Annotated in this window: 13 protein-coding genes and 2 pseudogenes; 6 read left to right on the top strand and 9 right to left on the bottom strand. The window is 63.6% G+C overall.

Features of this window, described 5'->3' with window-relative positions; translation table 11 throughout:
- Positions 1 to 33: 33 nt before the first annotated feature.
- Positions 34 to 1,023 (bottom strand): DUF6615 family protein, encoded by a 990-nt coding sequence (locus ACYVF6_RS35905; RefSeq protein ID WP_460528050.1) that lies wholly within the window; start codon positions 1,021 to 1,023, stop codon positions 34 to 36.
- Positions 1,024 to 1,115: 92 nt separating this feature from the next.
- Entirely contained in the window at positions 1,116 to 2,834 is a 1,719-nt protein-coding gene (locus ACYVF6_RS35900) for a restriction endonuclease (protein WP_460528048.1), read from the bottom strand.
- Positions 2,835 to 3,299: 465 nt separating this feature from the next.
- Here ACYVF6_RS35900 and ACYVF6_RS35895 point away from each other — a divergent pair.
- Together ACYVF6_RS35895 and ACYVF6_RS35890 are read left to right on the top strand one after the other, a co-directional pair.
- Positions 3,300 to 3,458: pseudogene (locus ACYVF6_RS35895) on the top strand (DUF4236 domain-containing protein); the annotation flags it as partial.
- Positions 3,459 to 3,539: 81 nt separating this feature from the next.
- Entirely contained in the window at positions 3,540 to 4,280 is a 741-nt protein-coding gene (locus ACYVF6_RS35890; RefSeq protein WP_460528693.1) for a hypothetical protein, read from the top strand.
- Positions 4,281 to 4,474: 194 nt separating this feature from the next.
- On the opposite strand, the gene ACYVF6_RS35885 is transcribed toward ACYVF6_RS35890, so the two are convergent.
- Genes ACYVF6_RS35885 through ACYVF6_RS35870 form a run of 4 tightly spaced genes read right to left on the bottom strand, consistent with a single transcriptional unit; the run spans position 4,475 to position 8,053 of the window.
- The gene (locus ACYVF6_RS35885; protein WP_460528046.1) at positions 4,475 to 5,107 is read right to left on the bottom strand and encodes an NYN domain-containing protein; all 633 of its coding nucleotides are present in this window, start codon (positions 5,105 to 5,107) and stop codon (positions 4,475 to 4,477) included.
- A 48-nt stretch (positions 5,108 to 5,155) separates the two neighbouring features.
- Complete coding sequence (locus ACYVF6_RS35880) at positions 5,156 to 5,890, bottom strand: hypothetical protein (RefSeq protein ID WP_460528044.1); 735 nt, start codon at positions 5,888 to 5,890, stop codon at positions 5,156 to 5,158.
- Positions 5,887 to 6,570, bottom strand: a complete 684-nt coding sequence (locus ACYVF6_RS35875; RefSeq protein ID WP_460528042.1) for a DUF2637 domain-containing protein — start codon at positions 6,568 to 6,570, stop codon at positions 5,887 to 5,889. Before ACYVF6_RS35875 ends, ACYVF6_RS35880 begins: the two co-directional genes overlap by 4 nt.
- Positions 6,539 to 8,053: a recombinase family protein gene (locus tag ACYVF6_RS35870; RefSeq protein WP_460528040.1), complete on the bottom strand. Its 1,515-nt coding sequence runs from the start codon at positions 8,051 to 8,053 to the stop codon at positions 6,539 to 6,541. Before ACYVF6_RS35870 ends, ACYVF6_RS35875 begins: the two co-directional genes overlap by 32 nt.
- Here ACYVF6_RS35870 and ACYVF6_RS35865 point away from each other — a divergent pair.
- Positions 7,945 to 8,370, top strand: a pseudogene (locus ACYVF6_RS35865) (DUF4231 domain-containing protein); the annotation flags it as partial. The gene ACYVF6_RS35870 and the pseudogene ACYVF6_RS35865 overlap by 109 nt on opposite strands.
- Before the next feature lie 1,848 nt (positions 8,371 to 10,218).
- Here the strand turns inward: ACYVF6_RS35865 and ACYVF6_RS35860 are convergent.
- The 3 genes from ACYVF6_RS35860 to ACYVF6_RS35850 form a co-directional block, all read right to left on the bottom strand.
- Positions 10,219 to 10,629, bottom strand: a complete 411-nt coding sequence (locus tag ACYVF6_RS35860) for a hypothetical protein (protein ID WP_460528038.1) — start codon at positions 10,627 to 10,629, stop codon at positions 10,219 to 10,221.
- Positions 10,626 to 11,399 (bottom strand): TetR/AcrR family transcriptional regulator, encoded by a 774-nt coding sequence (locus ACYVF6_RS35855; protein ID WP_460528036.1) that lies wholly within the window; start codon positions 11,397 to 11,399, stop codon positions 10,626 to 10,628. Before ACYVF6_RS35855 ends, ACYVF6_RS35860 begins: the two co-directional genes overlap by 4 nt.
- 239 nt (positions 11,400 to 11,638) lie before the next feature.
- The gene (locus ACYVF6_RS35850; RefSeq protein WP_460528682.1) at positions 11,639 to 12,037 is read right to left on the bottom strand and encodes a very short patch repair endonuclease; all 399 of its coding nucleotides are present in this window, start codon (positions 12,035 to 12,037) and stop codon (positions 11,639 to 11,641) included.
- A gap of 127 nt (positions 12,038 to 12,164) precedes the next feature.
- Here ACYVF6_RS35850 and ACYVF6_RS35845 point away from each other — a divergent pair, with 127 nt between their 5' ends.
- The 3 genes from ACYVF6_RS35845 to ACYVF6_RS35835 all read left to right on the top strand — a co-directional run bounded on the left by ACYVF6_RS35845 (position 12,165) and on the right by ACYVF6_RS35835 (position 17,267).
- The gene (locus ACYVF6_RS35845; protein ID WP_460528034.1) at positions 12,165 to 13,214 is read left to right on the top strand and encodes a DNA cytosine methyltransferase; all 1,050 of its coding nucleotides are present in this window, start codon (positions 12,165 to 12,167) and stop codon (positions 13,212 to 13,214) included.
- Between the two features lie 309 nt (positions 13,215 to 13,523).
- Positions 13,524 to 14,600, top strand: coding sequence for a DNA cytosine methyltransferase (locus ACYVF6_RS35840; protein WP_460528032.1), 1,077 nt, complete (start codon positions 13,524 to 13,526; stop codon positions 14,598 to 14,600).
- A 54-nt stretch (positions 14,601 to 14,654) separates the two neighbouring features.
- A complete protein-coding gene (locus ACYVF6_RS35835) occupies positions 14,655 to 17,267 on the top strand; it encodes a Z1 domain-containing protein (protein WP_460528030.1) in 2,613 nt (870 codons plus the stop codon).

Here is a 17,267-nt window from a genome sequence, read left to right as displayed (position 1 = left end):
AAACCGACGAACCAAACGCGCCAGTCGATCCGGCTATACGGCAACCAGTACGACGCCGTCAATGTCGACGCCGCGGAGTGCGTCCGGCCGGCGCGGAGGCCGGGGCCCATGCCCATACACTGCCGTGATGTAGCCGCTCGCTTCGTCGCGCTCCTGGGAGTGCCGGAGCTGACGGACATAGGCTGGCGTGCTCTCCCGGAGGCCCTGCAGGAAGTGGCGGTAGTACGGCCCTGGGAAGTGGCCCGAGTCCTCGGGCACCTCGGGGAATAGCGGAGCGCCCGGGACACTGATCGGCTCGGCACTGGCCGCCGTGAAGGCGCCCATACGGTGCTCGCAGACCGCCTTGAAGATCCGCTTGGCGATCTCGCGGGGTCCGTCCTGGTCCTTACGGAGGAAGTCGCGCAGCTGACCAGGCGGAATCTTCTTCAGATTCACATCCCACACAAGTCCGCCAGGCAACGACGGGTCGACCAGGTCCTCCAGTGGGAGCGATTCGTTGAACACGATGTCTGCGGTGTCCACCGCAGACATAACTGTGTCAAGCTGATAGGCGCTGATCACAGAGATGGCCATCCGGCGGCAGCCAAGGCAGTCCGGCGCCTTGTCGTGAAAGCAATTTAGATCAGCGCGGAACACCTGTCCGCCGGTATAGACCCCATACATCGCCGGCACGTGGAGCTGATCGGCGGTAGCGACGAGGTCGGCGAGCTGCTTGCCCATCTTGTGGCGGATGTCCACCTTCCACTGCCCATTCTGACGAGTGAGGCGCTTGGCCTGGACGAGCATGCCGAAGCAGATGCTGCTGGTTTGGTCGAGGAACCACCACAGGTAGTCTGCGCCGATGGTGCCCTCCTGGCGGCGTGTGAACGGGATGACCCGAACCTCGGGATAGCCCATGTGGCTGCACACCTCGGTTACGGTCTCCTCCGACCAGTCGAGCTTGCGGCGCTCCCGCTCGTCCATGTGCTGCTCGGCGGCCTCGCGGATACGCGTGAAGGCGCCCAGCACGTCGTTGCCGCTCATCGGTCAGCAATCCCCGACCGCATCGTCATCAACCAAACCAGCGATTGCTCCGCCAGTTCGCGTGCCTTGCAGTTCGCTGCGCGCATCTGACCTCACTTGGAAGGGTTAGCCTGCTGTGCTCCACGGCGGAAGACCACGCGTCGATCAGGAGTCGTGAGCGCGTGGTACGAGCGTCCATTACGCTCGGACCGCTGGATGAGATTGGGGGTGTCCAGCCATGCCTCACATACACCTAAGTCGACTGACTGATCACCGACTTGCACCGTAAGGGGTACGATTACGCCGAATGTCCCCGCAGGGGTCGGAGCTTCGGCTTCGAGATCGACGACAAGGCACCTTCCTTCGGGATAGGTAACCGTGCTCTCTCCATCTCGCAACAGTTCTTGCGCAAAGAGCCACTGTTCCTGCTGCTGCGGAGATACCGCGCCGGGCGCCGGGATCTTTATGACCGTGGAGGTGTGCCGTTGAAAGAGGGACAGTACGTTGACTATCTTGACGATTTCGCTCAATGAGTACCGCATTTCGGCAGTCCAGGGAAAGTCGATAGCGTGGTCTATCACGCCGTGTTCTGGTGGCATGTGACGTGCGCAAACGCGAAGGGCATTCGGTGCATGGGAGTGCACGACGAGGTTTAGAGCTCGCTCGACCGGGATAACCGGCACTCCGGTAATATCGCCTAAGGTCATGATGCGAGTCATTGTCTTCTCGACCACATTATGCCGATCCTCAAGCGTGAAGAGGCCATACTGCTCTTGGTGCAAAACTCTGATCCCGTCCTTGCCCTGAGTTACGTCGATAAGTTTTGCGTTGACTGCTGCTAGAACGGTGCCCTCGGGGTTGAGGATCTCTAGGAGGCGCTCAGGATTGTCTCCCTGATTGTCGGCTACGGGCATCGCCGTCAACGTTGCGCCTTCGAGCGGGCCGCCGAGCCCGCCGGGAGCGTCGACCTCTCCGTGGAATGCACCTTCGGCGCTGAACGATCCTCCGTAGCTCAGGAAGTCTTGGAGGGACCTTTCAAGGTCGCTTCCGCGGTCTACGCGAATGTTGCCTTTGATTGTGATGGGCCTCTCATATACGGAGGCTGCACATCGCGCGATGACATCGACCATGGTCCAGGGTCCACCGTCGCCCTCCCCGGTGAGCCAGGACAACACTAGTCCGGGCCGGGACGGCTTCGGCAGTTGTCCTTCGCCGAAGCGGAGCTCGTATCGGTAGTGCGGGTCCTGATCCAGAGTCGGCAGGGCTAGCCGGAGCTTTCTGGTCACCTCCGGTATGCGCAGCCCTTCGTCCACGCGCTCCGCGCCAAAGAGTGCCGCCACGGCGTTATAGGCATCCTGGATCTTGGTGCTTCCACCGTGCAGGTAGTAGTCCACGACGTCCATATATTTGGAAGCGAGTTGCTCGACGTGTGTCAGGCCATTCCAAACCGCCCTAAGATCGTGTTCAGAGCCAAAGTCGTGCAGCCAGTTCTCAGCCTCAGGTGTTGGATCCCACGGGGTGACGAGGTGCCACTCGAGCACATTGAGCCTTGCCCAACGGGCGTCCTCTTTGAGTCTCATGAGAGAGCCTTCGACAGCAGCCTTCTCTCTCGCCTCGAGTGGCTCGGTGTATCGCTTGACCTGATAGATCACGTCTGTGCCGTTCGGGCCGGCGCCGCGGTCGAGGATATCGACGCCGCCGTCACCCCTTGAAGGTGTGATGCGCACGGAGTTCGGGTGCTCCCGGTTGACGAACATTGCTACAACCGCCTCGACGTCGCTGCCGTCAAGCCTCGTCCACTCAATTCGCGCCACAGAGACATCATCGCTCACGCGATCTGTGCACCTTCATCCAGCTCCACTGAGACGTCGTCGCCTCTCGTTGTGACGTCTGGCATGGGAAACGTCGACACCCAAAGAGCACCAGGGAACTCGGTAGTCTCAATCGGTGTTTGTCCTGTGCGAGGGCGTCCGCTAGGTCGAACGTAGACTGTCCATCGTGGATATCTTCTTTGCCCAGATTTGATCCACTATGTGGAGGTTCGCTTAGCGCTGCGGGCCTCAAGGACGCACCGGGCAGGTGTGCGTCGTAACCGAATCGGGACAGTTGCGACCTGCTTTGAGTCGAGTTCGGGGAGGAGTCCGAGATGTACGAGGAATGCCCTTCCGCAGATGGCAGGGCGTTCGTCCCAGAGTCGTGCCCTCGGAGTGGGCCACGACTGGCAACACGTGCGCCCTGCCGAGGCCGCTTTAGACTGCCGGTAATCCCGATCACCGCAGGATCGTAGGAGGTGCGGTATGGGTTTCAAGATGAGAAAGAGCTTCAAGCTGGCTCCTGGTGTTCGCATGACGGTATCGCGGAGTGGCGTCGGCTACTCCGTAGGAACCAGAGGAGCGCGCGTAACACGTACAGCCCGTGGAAGGACGGTCGGCACCGTAGGTCTCCCAGGGACTGGCCTGTCTTATTCAGCATCAGTTCCCAAGGGACGGTCCTCGGCGAGTCGTCCGGCGGCTGCTCAGCGCAGACCGACGCAAACCATGCCTCCAGCACCGGTCAAGCCGGGCCTACTCGCTCCCAAGGCAGAGAAGCAGCTCTTCAAGGCACTTGTCGAAAAGCCAGACTGGACACGCCTGTCGAACATCGCGTCGGAGCATCCAGACTGGACGCCGCTCTGCGCCACGTTGGAAGGTCTATACGCGTACCAGGCGAGGGACCTTGCACGTGCCGAACCCGCGTTGACTGCCGCCGTCAAGTCAGGGCATGACGTCTCCTCTCATCCGTTCGTTCAGAAGTACATCAGCGCTTCCACGGTCACTCTTGAGGTGGCCGATGGTGTCCAGATGGCCCTTCCGATTGGGCGAGAGGCAGCAGGCCTGACTCTCGCTGAGCTTCTTCAGGGCACCGAACGTCTGGATCAGGCAATCGACGTGGTCGAGCAGTTGGAACCCACGTTCAGCGCCGCTGTCTCGCTCGCCGAGTTGTACAGCGAGGCCGGCCGTCATGATGAGGTCATCGGTATGACGAACGGGCTGAGCAACGAGACGGATGCCCATGCGTTCCTGCTGGTGTTGCGGGCGCGGGCGTTGCGCATGGGCGGCATGTTCGACGCTGCACGGAGGCTCTCAAGGAGGCGCTTCGCCGCCGCACTGTGGATGCCGAGATCCGCCGTCGGGCTTACCTTGAGCGAGCCAATACCTACCTCGCGCAGAACCGCCGAGCGCAGGCACGGAAAGATCTCGAACGCGTCATGGCCGAGGACGCGAACTACCCAGGCTTGACCGAGGCGATGGCAGCCCTTGACCGCGAGACCAAGGCAGGCGGGACGAGCGGGTCATAGGCATCCCACGACGCAGGTCGACCTTGTATGAGTGACAACGCGGTACATCGGGTATAGTCAAAGACATCCCCCCAGTTGCCTAGGCGGCTGGGTGCGAGGCCCGCTTCGGCGGGCCTCTGCGTTTTCTACCCTGCGTTACCAGTTTGCTGGCTTGTGGATCATGCCTTGGGCGTAGGTCAGGGTGGGTGGGAACTGGGCTCGGGCGAGACCTCTGCGCTGGATCTGCTTGTAGAACGTCGGTGGGATCGTGAGCAGCTCGCGGCTGCGCTTGTACGGCGGGTGCGGGTTGATGATGCCGACCGGTCGGACGAGGTCGTGGCAGACCACGCGGATCGGTTCCAACAGGTCAGAGTCGTTGCTGATCACGACCGAGACGTCGCAGTCGTTCTGGAAAGCGTCGGCGAGGAGGTAGGTGGCGAGATTGACGTCACTGCCCTTCTCTTCGGTCTTGATCACTTCGACCGTCGCAGGCACGCCCGGTGACGGATGGGCGAGTGGCATCCGGACCGCGCCGGTCTTGAACTGCCCGAAGTGGATGCTGATCTCGGGCAGAGTCGCCAGCGCACGCAGATACGCTGCTTGGTGGACCGGGCCGTGCTGGTCGTTGTTCCGAGCCTGGATACGGGCAGTGAAGTAGCGGATGCGACCGATGGTGTCGCGCGGCAGGAGCAGGCGGCACAGTGCGCGAAGGTCCAACCATCGGTATGGCGTGCCTTTCAGGCAGCCGTAGTACAGGTTGAACCCGTCCACGTAGACGTTCGTGCGCATCCACCGCAGACTAGATGTTCCGGACGAATGTTGCTGGGAAACCACTGCTCACGCACCTCCCTGGCCGCTGGCGAGCGCGGCAAGCCGGACGCGGGCGGCTGGCCAGCCGTCGTGCCTGATCTGTTCGGCCAGGCGGTCAAGACAGCGGTGGTCGAGGTACCAGGAGCCGAGGTGCTGGTGGTCGTGGCCGGCGAGCCTGAAGACGGCTGCGGCGAGGCGTTCGGTCTGGTCGTCCATACGTTCGGGGTAGTCGGCGGTGTCCCAGGCGCGGCGGGCGAGGTCGTCCAAGCGGTGGTACCGCGAACCGTCCCACCGGTCGTGCCATGTTGCGGCGTACGCAGGGCCATCGTCTGAGTGAGTGTCCAGATGACGGATCAGCGCGGCGACGCCTGCGCGGTCGGTCTGGCACCGCTCGTAGTGCAGCGCGGCTGTGTCGATCGCCGGCACGCGGTCGGCCAGTGCCGCGACGTGGTAGGTGAGGTCGGCAGGGCCGTCAGTCCATTCGACCTTCCAGCCGGTGACCTTGCCGTCGTAGCCCTTGAACGGCGAATACGACAGGCTGACGTCCATGCCGGTCCGCTGCGACAGGTGCCGGGCGAGCAGACGGGCTTGGGTCGTACGTTCGTGCGGCCTGCGCTTCGGCCGGCGCTCGTTGATCGCGGCTTCGATCTTGCGACCAAGCTCGGCTGCTGCGCCGCGCTCGGGAAGCTCGCCGGCCGCCAACTGGTCGGCCAACGCGTGCAGCTCGTCGACGAGCCGCCACGGGATGGTTCGCGTGCTCATGCCTGACCCTCGTTCTGCGCGGCGACGAGCGTGGTCAGATAGGAGCGGATGTGCTGGGCGCGAGGCTGACCAACGCGCATCTCGTTCCGAATGGCTCGAACGGACGGAACGATCCCGGCGGCGAGCTTCTCGGCGAACGCTTCTGCGGCGCGTACCTGGTGCGGATCGGGTTCGGGTACGTCGGGTATGGCCGTGAGTACGGGCCTTCCGGTTGGCTCGGCTGCGGGTAGGGGAGTGGGTACAGGCTCGGGGTCGCATTCCGCTGCGGGTGCGGGACCGGTGCGGCGGATGATCAGCATGAGTAGCTCGTAGGTGCCGACGAGGGCGACCGCCGGCCAGGCGGCGACCATCGCACCCACCGGGCCATGTCCGAGTCCGTGGGCCGCGTTCGCGGCGAGCGTGGCAGCGATGCCGACGCCGAGCAGCCAGCGGGCAAGCCGCGGGACGGGGAGTCGGCGGCGGGCGGAATGGAGCAGGACCATACTGCTCGCGTAGATCAGACCGTCCACGGTCAGCGGGACGAGCCGGGCCGTCCAGCCGTCCTCACCATAGGTCCGGACAAGGGCGTATGCGTGGTCGTAGGACACGACAGCGGCCACGGTCGCCACGCACAGGACGGCAGCAGCGGTCGACCACTTGATGATGCGTTCAGAAGGGCTGGGCAGCGAGGATTCGGTCATTTCGAGCCTCCACGAGCCGAGACCTTGACCGTGCACTCGATGACGAGGCTGCGCTGACCAGCGCTTTCAGAGTTTGCGGTTCTGCTGTGTGTCCCGCCGGGGGCACGACAAGGATGGGACCAGGTCCGTCGTTTGTGGCGTTGACCTGGTCCTTGTCGTTTGCCGGGTGTTTGCGGGTTGCTGCCTGCCGCTGGGCGGTGATGGCGTTGTGTGCGGCGTGTTGTGCCGCTGTGATGGTTTGTGCTGTCAGGGTGATGTGGCAGGTGGCCTGGTTGGTGGTCTTGTTATAGGTGATCTTCAGGCGCAGGGCTTCGAACAGCCGCCGGGCGGTTTCTTCGGGTAGCTGGTCGAGTTGGAGATCGGTCTCGACGATGGGTAGTGCGTCGATCAGGCCGGGGATGGGTGCGTTCTGGGTGGCCCGTTCGAGTTCGGCAAGCTTGGTCTCGAGGTGCAGCTTGTGGGCCCGGAGCTCGGCGCGCCGTCGATGTGCGTCGCGAACGAAGTCGGGGTCGGGGTTGTCGAGGAGTTCGAGGTTGCGGATCGCCCGTTGGATCTTGGTGTCGGTGTCGGTGATGCTGCGCTGGAGGGCTGCTGCCTGTTGTTCGCGTTCGCGTTGGGCGTCGGCGTCGATGGTGCGCAGCCTGGTTGCCAGCAGGGTTGTGCGGTAGTTGCCGAACACGTGGGTGTTCAGGAAGTGCCCGAGTAGGTTCAGGAGGGCGTCTTCGCGGACGAAGATGGTGTGGGGGCCGGGGTGGCCGGGTGGGATGTAGGCCTTCTTTGGTGCGCAGACGTAGTAGAGGTGTTTCCAGCGCTGTTTGCCGTACATGCGGCGGTTGCACAGGTCGCAGAACAGGTAGGTGCGTAGGCGGTAGGAATGCTTGGTTTGCGGGTGCTTGGTGTTGGCGCCGGGTGCGCAGCGGGAGCCGAACCGGTGGCCGGCTATCTGCTGGACTTGGATGAAGGTGTCGAGGTTTACGAGTGGTTCGTGTACGGGTTTGGGGGACCAGATCCATTCGCTGACGGCGTTGACGGTGTTGGTGCCGGTCTTTCGTGCTCGGCGGTTCCAGACCATGTGTCCGGTGTATTTGGGGTTGCTGAGGATGTCGCGGACGTTGTGGTAAGTCCAGCGTCCGGTTGCCCGGGTGGGGTCGGTCGGCACCGGCGGGCGTTGATTGTGAGGTCGGTGTTGAGCCGGTCGGTGATGGCTTGGTAGCCGAGTCGTTCTTCCTGTCGCCAGTCGAAGATCCGTTTCACGACGGGAGCCTGGGCAGGCTCTGGTTCGAGGAAGGTCTTCTTCTGTCCTTTGGCGTGTTTGGCCGGGACGGGGTGGGGACGGATTTGGCGCGGTAGCCGTAGCAGGATGCGAGGTGGCGGGATCACGTGCTCCTCGCCAAGCACTGGGAGCGTTCAAGCAGGCGGCAGTCGCTCGTCCTTCGCTCCGCAGGGGCCATGCTGGGTATGTTGGTGCCCGCTCTGCTGGCATTGCAGGGTCCCTTGGTTGATCTTCCCGCCTTCATCTTCAGCTTGATGGTCGCGATCATCACGGCGGTCGAAGGCGTCTTCAAGTTCGGCATTCGTTGGCGCATGAATCGTCAACTACCGCAGGAGCTAGAGGCCGAAGGGTGGGCATTTGCTCGCGGCCTCGGACACTACGCTGCCGGACCGGGGTCGAAGGTGGCGTTCATTGCATTCTGTAGTCGGATCGAAATGATCCTCGAGCGCTACGGAGATGAGTATCTTCAGGAGCTTGCGGTCCCCACCAGGTCGGCGCAGTCTCCGCCTGCGGCTCCGACTGCGTAGACCTCCCGCCGATAGGCTGGACCGGGCCTGGCAAAGCATGAGATTGGACCAGGTGCACTGGGCTCTCCAGGTCCTGATCGGCCGGTTGCCTGTCAAGACCGCCTCGACGTGGCCCTTATCCTCGCCCGGCGAACGTCACTGCCGAGCTCGGCCCTCATCCGAGTAGTGAACATCTGCAGCGTATGAATGACTTGCGCACGGTGGTCATTGCTAGCCGTAGGCGTTGTCGCCTTGACTAGGCGGATCAGCGTGTCCATCAACTCCCTTCCGCGTGGCGAGCATAGGAGGTGGATCGTGGTTCGTCCGTTTTCTATGCGATTGTGCCACTCAATCTTCTCTGATGGCTTAAATTCCGTGTCTGGTAGCTGGAGGAGGCGGTCGTAGAGCGCGGCACTGGTGACGATGAATTCCACGGCTCCGCGGAGTCGTTGGTCTCGCAGCCAGTTCTTGTCTTCGCGTCGTCCGGCCAGCCATGCTCCGAGTAGGACGCCCGCTAGGCCTGCGGCAGCGCCGATCAAGACTGCTTGCACTTTGTCGACGGTACGCCATATCGGCGCAGGCCGGATCGGAATCGAGTTATGGAGCTTGTGGGTGCGAAACCCGACAGCTTTGCAGGGCCCTCGTCAGCTGGGGCGGATGGTTCGGCAACGAAGCGACCGCTCTCGTGGTATTCGATCGTCCAGGTCACAGCTTTTGGGCCTGGGTCGTAGCGGACGGCATCAAGTTCGGCATCCAGCGCCTCAGCCTGGGCGATGTCGATCCGCCGTCGCACGGTGTGCAAGCTGTCGCCTTGTTCGAGCCGCGAGCCGGCAACGCGTGGCGCGTCGCATATCAACGCGTACGCGCGAGCCACGTCGTCGGCGGCGTCTCGGACCGTTCCAGCGGTGCTTCCGAAGTCGAAGTAGAGGGCCTCATGGCGGAGAATTCGTTCGATCCGCCGGAGCATCGTTTGCGTGGCAAGTAGTCGTTTCCAGATTCGCTCCCAGTCCGGGCCACTGCCATCATGAGGCGGACCGCTGGTTCTACCCTCGTCGCCACTGCCGAATCTCTCGACTCATCCAGCAGCTCCACAGCGAGTGCCTCACGCTCAGCGGCAGGTAGGGAGTGCGAGAGCACTGAGACGACGCGTGCCACGGCTGCCACCGCCAGGCGGCGCAGGTGAGAGCGTCGACGAGCGCCGCCTTCGTCAACACAGCTGGCTCCACTCGGAACCCTGCATGCTGGGGCATGCCCGATCCAGTGTGGCCATAGGACCAAGGTAAACGAATCTCTGCATCCGATTTGCGGGCATAGAGATTGGGCCTTACGGGTCTACGAGCCGATCGCGCATATCCGCCGCGTCGGCGGCTGGATGGCAGTCGGCGGATGCTCAACTCGGATTGAGCTGGGCACCGTTGGCGAGGAACGAGAACGGTGCAGTGCGGTCTGCGCCGTGTCGGCGGCGTCCACTCGGCGTGGCTGCGACAGCGAGGCGTAGCGTATGTCGTGCACGGCCCTGGCCGGAGAGTCTCGCCGATCTCGACCCACAGCCCGCTGACGAGAAGGCATAGCTTTGGAGCGGGCTCGTGCGAGGCGGGTATCTGGACGAGCCGATGAACACCGAGCCGGTTGGAGATACGCGGACGCGGCGGAATTCCGGATATTTACAGACGGGGGTAGCGGACCGCTCAATATCTGTATCGGCGAGGCAACCCGGCAATCAAAGACGCGAGACATCCTCAGGCGGGCAGCGTCTTCTGGGTGTGGACAAACCATGCCCGGCGTCGAGGACTGAACCGCCCTGTGTGTCCGGAGGCGATGATGTAGTTGGCTTGTGAGTATGGCCTGAAGGTGTCATGGCGAGCAGGATTAGCCGTCGGCCGGGTATTCCGTGGCTGAACTCGCGTCCGACTGCCCGAGGGAGGACAGCAGCTCGAGGTGCTTGAGCGCGTCGGCTGGAGACTTCAGGAGGCGTTCATCTTGCTCGAAGGAGCGTACCTCCGCGACGGAGAGCGTCCTGGCGCATGCGGTAGGACGACCTGCGGCGTCGGTGGATTTTATAATGATTAGAGAGCCAACGAGTACGACATAATTGTCGATGTGTTGCAGAGCGCTTGTGACTTTTGCCAGGGCATCGGCGTTCTTGTCGTTAACCCTGCTCATTGGTTCTTGGACCGCGATTGTTTCAAGGGCGTGCTCGACCTTTTCGAGCCGCCTGGCGACTTCGTCCTGCGATGCAGCGTGCTTCACCCAGAGCCGGAATCGCTGGAATACCTTCATGGCGACGTCTCCAGCTCACCGGCCGTGGACAACTCGATGTCGTTCTCCGCGAGGAGGTCCGTTAGCGCTTCGATCAACTGAGTCGATGCGGCGGCATTGCCGGTATCGGTGTAGACGGAGACGGTCCGGTCTGCGTTGCGTTGTGCTCCGCCGATTGCCGGGAAGCCTCGGATGCCTCGCCAGGCCAGTGTGGCCAGGAGGGCGGAGGCGGCGTCGCGGGGGATGGGGCGGTTCTCGGCCACCCACCAGCGGGCGGTGACCTGCGCCATGCCGGCCAGCCCCGCGGCCAGCAGCATGGACTCGTCGCGCGGCAGGCCGGTGTCTTCGGCGATCACGACGGCGATCGCTTCGGCGCACTCGCGTGCCACGCGGTCGACTCGCTCGCGTACGGCCGGCTCGCCGGTCAGGTCGGACTCGAACACCAGCCGGAACGCGGCCAGGTCGTCGTCGACGAAGTCGAAGTAGGCCTGCATGGTGGCCTGGACCCGCAGCTTGTTGTCGTGGGTGGAGTCGAGTGCGGCACGCACCGCGTCGGTCAGCGCGTCGCTGGAGCTGTCGAGCAGCGCGAGGTAGAGCTCGAGCTTGCTCGGGAAGTGCTGGTAGAGCACCGGCTTGCTGACCCCGGCGCGGTCGGCGATGTCGTCCATCGCCGCGGTGTGGTAGCCGGAGGAGACGAAGACCGCACGGGCCGCATCCAGGAGCTGAGCGCGCCGAGCCTGCCGCGGGAGCCGGCTGCGGGACCGCATATCGGATCGTGGCTCGCCAGACATGTGGCTGATAGTAAGCGACCGACGGGGTTCTCGCAGCAACATCGAGTCACGCATTGCGATCGAATCACTGTCCGATGACCCATGATCATACTGCCGGGATCCGCCGTGCCCGCAGAGCCTCTGTTGGGCTGGTCCGCCAGTCCACCGCATATGGTCGCGAGCGTTACCTCGCCGGGCGAAATCCGCCTGACGGAACGCCCTTTCTGAGGGTCGGTCACCTTCTGTCAAGGCTGAGCGGATCAGCGGCTCCGCACGACGGCCTCGACTCGGTCTGCGGCGGATGCGGCGTCCTCGTGTTCCCAGATGCGGATCACGATCCAACCCAGCTCCCTGAGGTGTTGGTCGGTCTCGCGATCACGTGCCACGTTTCCACGCAGCTTCTCGGCCCACCACGCCTCGTTTGCCTTGGGTTGTGTCCCGTGCTGCGGGCAACCGTGCCAAAAACAGCCGTCCACGAACACGGCGACCTGTTTGGCTGTGAACGTCACGTCTGCTCGCCGTCGGGGGAATCCTGGGATTGGCGCGTTCACGCGGTACCTGAGTCCCCTGGCGTGGAGAAGCCGGCGCAGCGACATCTCAACTTCGGTGTCTCGACGTCGCTGGGCGGACATTCGCCGCGACGTGGCTGCGTCGGTCACGGGTGGCGGTACTCTCGGGAGCGACACGAAGCGATTGTGCCCCAAGACGTGCTCATATGTCCGAGCGGCCGGCTATCGTCCTACCATGGTCCGCGCAGCTCGATCGTCCATTACACCCAGCGTCCGCATGCTCGATCTCTTTGCCGGCGCAGGTGGGTTGACCCAGGGATTCCGCAAGGCGTCCCAACGGTTCACTACAGTGCGCGCCGTCGAGAGCGAGGTCGCAGCCGCAGCCTCTTACACAATGAACCACGGCGACGTCGCATTCACCGGTTCGATCGAGAACTGGCTACGCTCCGAGGAGGTCCCCGAGGCTGATGTGATCGTCGGCGGCCCGCCTTGTCAGGGTTTCTCGTCCCTCGGCAAGCAGGATGTCGAGGACGCGCGGAACCAGCTCTGGCGCCGGTATGCCGACACCATCCGCAAGGCGGAACCCAAGTACTTCGTCGTCGAGAACGTCGCGACCTTCTTGACATCCCCTCAGCTGCAACGCTTCGAGCGGCAGACGCACGCGAAGGGAAGGCTTCGGGCGTACACGTTCCAGGCTCGTATCCTGAACGCGGCGGACTACGGAGCAGCGCAGGTCCGGAAGCGTGCAGTGCTGATCGGCCACCACCGTGACCTCGACTTCCCAGGGTTTCCCCAGGCCACCCACAGTCGCGAGACCTGGCCGACACTGAAAGAAGTGCTGTCCGGATTACCGGAGCATGTCCGTGACATCACTTTGCCGGATCGGTGGACCCGCCACGCCGACATCGAGCTGCCCGGATGGTTCACGACCGACCAGCTCCATCTGACTCGCACCTACGAGCCGGTTTCACTGGAACGTTTCGGATACATCGGAGAAGGTGAGAACCGCTTCAAGATCCCGGAGCGTCTTCTCGCGCCGTGCTGGCGAAAGCACACGTCGGGTTCGGCCGACGTCATGGGCCGTCTGTCTTGGGACAAGCCCTCGGTCACAATCCGGACGGAGTTCTTCAAGCCCGAGAAGGGCAGGTACCTCCATCCGCGGGAGCACAGGGCGTTGACCCATCACGAGGCAGCTCGGGTCCAGGGCTTCCCGGACGACTATCGGTGGGTGGGCTCGAAGTCCGCGATCGCACGGCAGATCGGCAACGCGGTGCCGGTGCCGCTCGCGGCGGCCATCGCCCGTCAGCTACTCCGTTCCATGAACTGAGGTCCTGCGTACGTCCTGGTCTGGAATGCTGAACCCCGGGCCTCGAGCGGATCGCCCGCCGTCGGTCGACAGACTGTCGGTGCGTGCTTGTAGATTCGCAATGATGTTCGGTACGGATCTGCTCGGAGGTCAGCTGATGGACGTCATCCATGGTGGTGGTCGTTGGACAGGAACGGGACGTGCTCATGTCCAACGCATGCTCACGAGTTGGTCCGTGGTGCGCCGCCGGGTGCCCGAGGTTCGCTGTCGCTCCAGAGCCTGGCGTGTCCCGCTGGCGGCAACGGTTCTCGGTCACGTACCTTGTCGATCATGAGCGGCCGGTATGGAGTCGTCGACCTGTTCGCCGGCTGCGGCGGCCTGTCGGCGGGCTTTCGTCAGTCGGGCCTGTTCACGCCGGTTGGTGCGGTGGAGGCGGATGCGTACGCCGCCGCGACCTATGCCGAGAACTTCGGAGCAGAGCACATCACGCAAGGTGACATTGCGGCTTGGGTGGACGGCGATCTGCCCGAGGCAGATGTCGTGGTGGGCGGCCCGCCTTGTCAGGGATTCTCCAACCTCGGCTTGAAACGGGAGGATGACGATCGGAACGATCTGTGGGAGCACTACGTAACTGCGTTGGTCAAGATCCAACCGAAGGTCTTCCTGCTCGAGAATGTCGACAGGTTCCTGAAGTCTCAGCAGTTCGCCGCGTTGCAGCAAGTGGTGAGCCACGGCCGGCTGAGCTCGTACGATCTGGACTTTCACGTCGTACGTGCCACCGACTTCGGGTCGGCGCAGTTGCGCAAGCGCGCGATTGTCATCGGCACGCGCAAGGACCTCGAGCAGGTGGAGGTTCCCAGGGACCGTCAGCCCGCCGACCAATGGCGCACGCTGGGGAACGTTCTTGATGGTGTGGTGCCGTCGGTCGCCGAAGATCACATCGAGCTGCCGGAACGAGAAAGCGTCGAACGCTACGGACGGCAGATGGGAGGCCCGTACCGCTCCGACGAGTTGCATGTGACCAGGTACTACTCGCCGCTGTCGAAGAAGCGGTTCGATGCGATCCCATATGGTGGAAGCCGCATGGACCTTCCTGACGCCCTCAAGGCCCCGTGCTGGCTGAAGCACACCACCGGCTCGCGGGACGTGATGGGCCGGCTCCGGTGGGAACGGCCGTCGGTGACCATCCGCTGCGAGTTCTACAAGCCGGAGAAGGGGCGGTACCTGCATCCGGTGGAGGACCGTGCGCTGACGCCCTACGAGGCGGCGCTGATCCAGGGGTTCCCCGACGGGTTTCGTTGGTGGGGGCCCAAGTACGAGATAGCCCGCCAGATCGGCAATGCGGTTCCGGTTGAGTTGGCGGAGGCTCTCGCACGGCACATCGGGGCGGCCCTCGGGCGGAGCTGAGATGAGCGGGCCGCTCCGACGGTTCGTCGGTGCTCCCGGCTAAGGTCGCCTGACATGGAGCACGAGTTCTTCGAAGTCTTCGCCGACCATGCGACGCGGCACGGGTTGGAGATCGCGCTGCGCCGATTCAGAGGCCCCCTCTCCGACGAGGAGTTGGCGGAGTACGAGCAGGAGTACCGGTCCCGGATCGAGAATGTCCGGATCGGTTATCCGCCGAAGATCATCTCTGCACCCGGGATGGCGCCGTGGTACTCAGGGCCGCTCGATCAAGATCGGTATTGGCCGCCGTTCCCCGAATACCTCAAGAACAAGGCCGATTGGCCGCAGGATCGGGTTGAGCAGCTGGACGCGGCCTCCTCCAAGATCATTGCCTATACGCAGAATCCGGCGCAGACGACATTCGTTACGAAGGGGCTGGTCGTCGGGTACGTTCAGTCGGGCAAGACCACGAACTTCACGGCGGTCATCGCCAAGGCGGCCGATATCGGCTATCGACTGATCATCGTGCTCTCCGGCATCCACAACGGCCTGCGTCTGCAGACGCAGGCTCGCCTGGAGAGCCAGTTGCTGGATCTCCGCAAGGACGCCTGGTTCACACTCACGACCTCCGAGACTCGCGGAGACTTTCGTGCCCAGCCGGTGAACGCACAGGCGTTCATTCAGCAGCACGGCAGTGGCACGGTGATCTGCATCGTGAAGAAGAACCAATCAGTCCTGCGGAAGCTCCACCGCTGGCTGGCACCGGCTGCACGCGCCGGCGCATTCGGCTCCATCCCGGTCCTGGTCGTAGACGACGAGGCCGATCAGGCGAGCGTCGCCACCCCGAAGATCAATCCGGTGATCCGCGATCTGCTGGGCCTGTTCCCAAAGCGGTCGTACATCGGCTACACCGCGACACCCTTCGCGAACGTCCTGATCGACCCGAATTCGGGCGACCTATACCCCGAGACGTTCATCCTGAACCTACCTCGTCCCGAAGGCTACTTCGGGACGGAGAAGATATTCGGTCGCGAAGCGGTCGAGGGTGACGAGGAAGGCACCGACCTCGACGGCTACGACATGGTCCGGCGTGTGCCGGACGACACAGTTGACATGTTGAGGCCGCGAGGGCGCGCGGCTGCCGCCGGATTCAGCCCCGAGATCACAACCGAGTTGCGCCGGTCCGTGCTGTACTTCTGGATGGCGACGGCCGCACGTCTCTGCCGCGGCGACGACGGCCACTCCACCATGCTCATCCACACCAGTATGCAGACGGGAGTGCACGAGTCCTACAAGCCGCCGCTCGAGAGCCTCCGAGACGAGGTCTTGGCAGGCCTCGATCGAAACGACACCGACCTTCTGGAGGAGCTTCGATCGCAGTGGGACTCCGAGACGGCCCTGGTCAAGGCGGCCTCGTTCAACCTGCGCCACGTGCCCTTCGACAAGCTGCGGTCGCAGCTCGATCCGATCCTTCGACGCACGCGTGTGATCCTGGACAACTTCCGCAGTCGCGATCGCCTGGACTACTCGGGAGAACCCGTGGTGGCGATCGCGGTCGGCGGCAACACGCTCTCGCGCGGGCTGACTCTCGAAGGCCTCGTCGTCAGCTTCTTCGTACGGGCCGCAACCACCTACGACACTCTGCTCCAGATGGGCCGCTGGTTCGGGTTCCGCCCAGGCTACGAAGATCTTCCTCGCATCTGGATGACCGAGCAGCTCGAGTCCTGGTTCCGCCACCTGGCGACCGTCGAACACGAGATCAGGCTCGACATCGAACGCTACGAAGAGCAGAACCTGAGCCCGCGCGAGGTCGGCGTACGCATCCGGACCCACCCGGTGCTGAACGTCACGGCCAAGATGGGGGCCGCCAAGATCGCCTACGCGTCCTACGGCGGCCGACGAGTGCAGACGCGCTACTTCCGGGAGAGCGACCCGGACTGGCTGCGGCAGAACCTGGACGCTGCGAAGAAACTCGTGTCGGACTCCATAGCCGACGGCGCCACCCGCGAGGACAAAGGCTCCGGACACATCCTGCTCCGCCGTGTCGACGTCCGGCACGTCCTGGAGTTCCTACGAACCTACAGAGTCCATGACGATTCGCCAGACCTCGACCACAGGCTGGTCACCGAGTACATCGAGAGGGAGAACCTAAGGTCCCAGTCACTGCTGAGCTGGACGGTCGCGGCCATGGGCGGCCCGCCCGGAGGATCTACGACCAAGGCCCACGCGATCGAGTTCGCCGCAGACGTCAAGACGGGCACGATCAACCGGTCAAAGCTGAAGACCACCGGCGATGCAAAGGCCGATATCAAGACGCTGATGAGCAAGGAAGATCGTGTCGTGGACCTCGACATCGATCCCGCCAGAGCACGCCGGATGTCGGAAGGTGCACTGGTCGACCTGCGCAACGACGATCCGGTCTACCGGAACCGAGGCCTCCTGCTGCTCTACCCGATCGACCGGCGATCACAGCCGGATCCCGCCAACCGAGAGACGCGCGTGCCGATGAATGCCGAAGAGCACGTGGTCGGGATGGCCCTGGTCTTCCCGGGAAACGCACAGGACTCCGTGGAGAACCAGTACGTCCAGGTCGACACCAGCAACCGGGAGATCGACGAGTCCGAGTACGAGGACGTCGACAAGGCGCTCACAGCCGACGACTCCAACGAAGACGAGGGGGACGCCTAA

The sequence above is a fragment of the Flindersiella endophytica genome (genome assembly GCF_054779015.1).
Note: the sequence above shows the minus strand (reverse complement) of the source record. Positions and strands in the feature narration are given on the sequence as shown.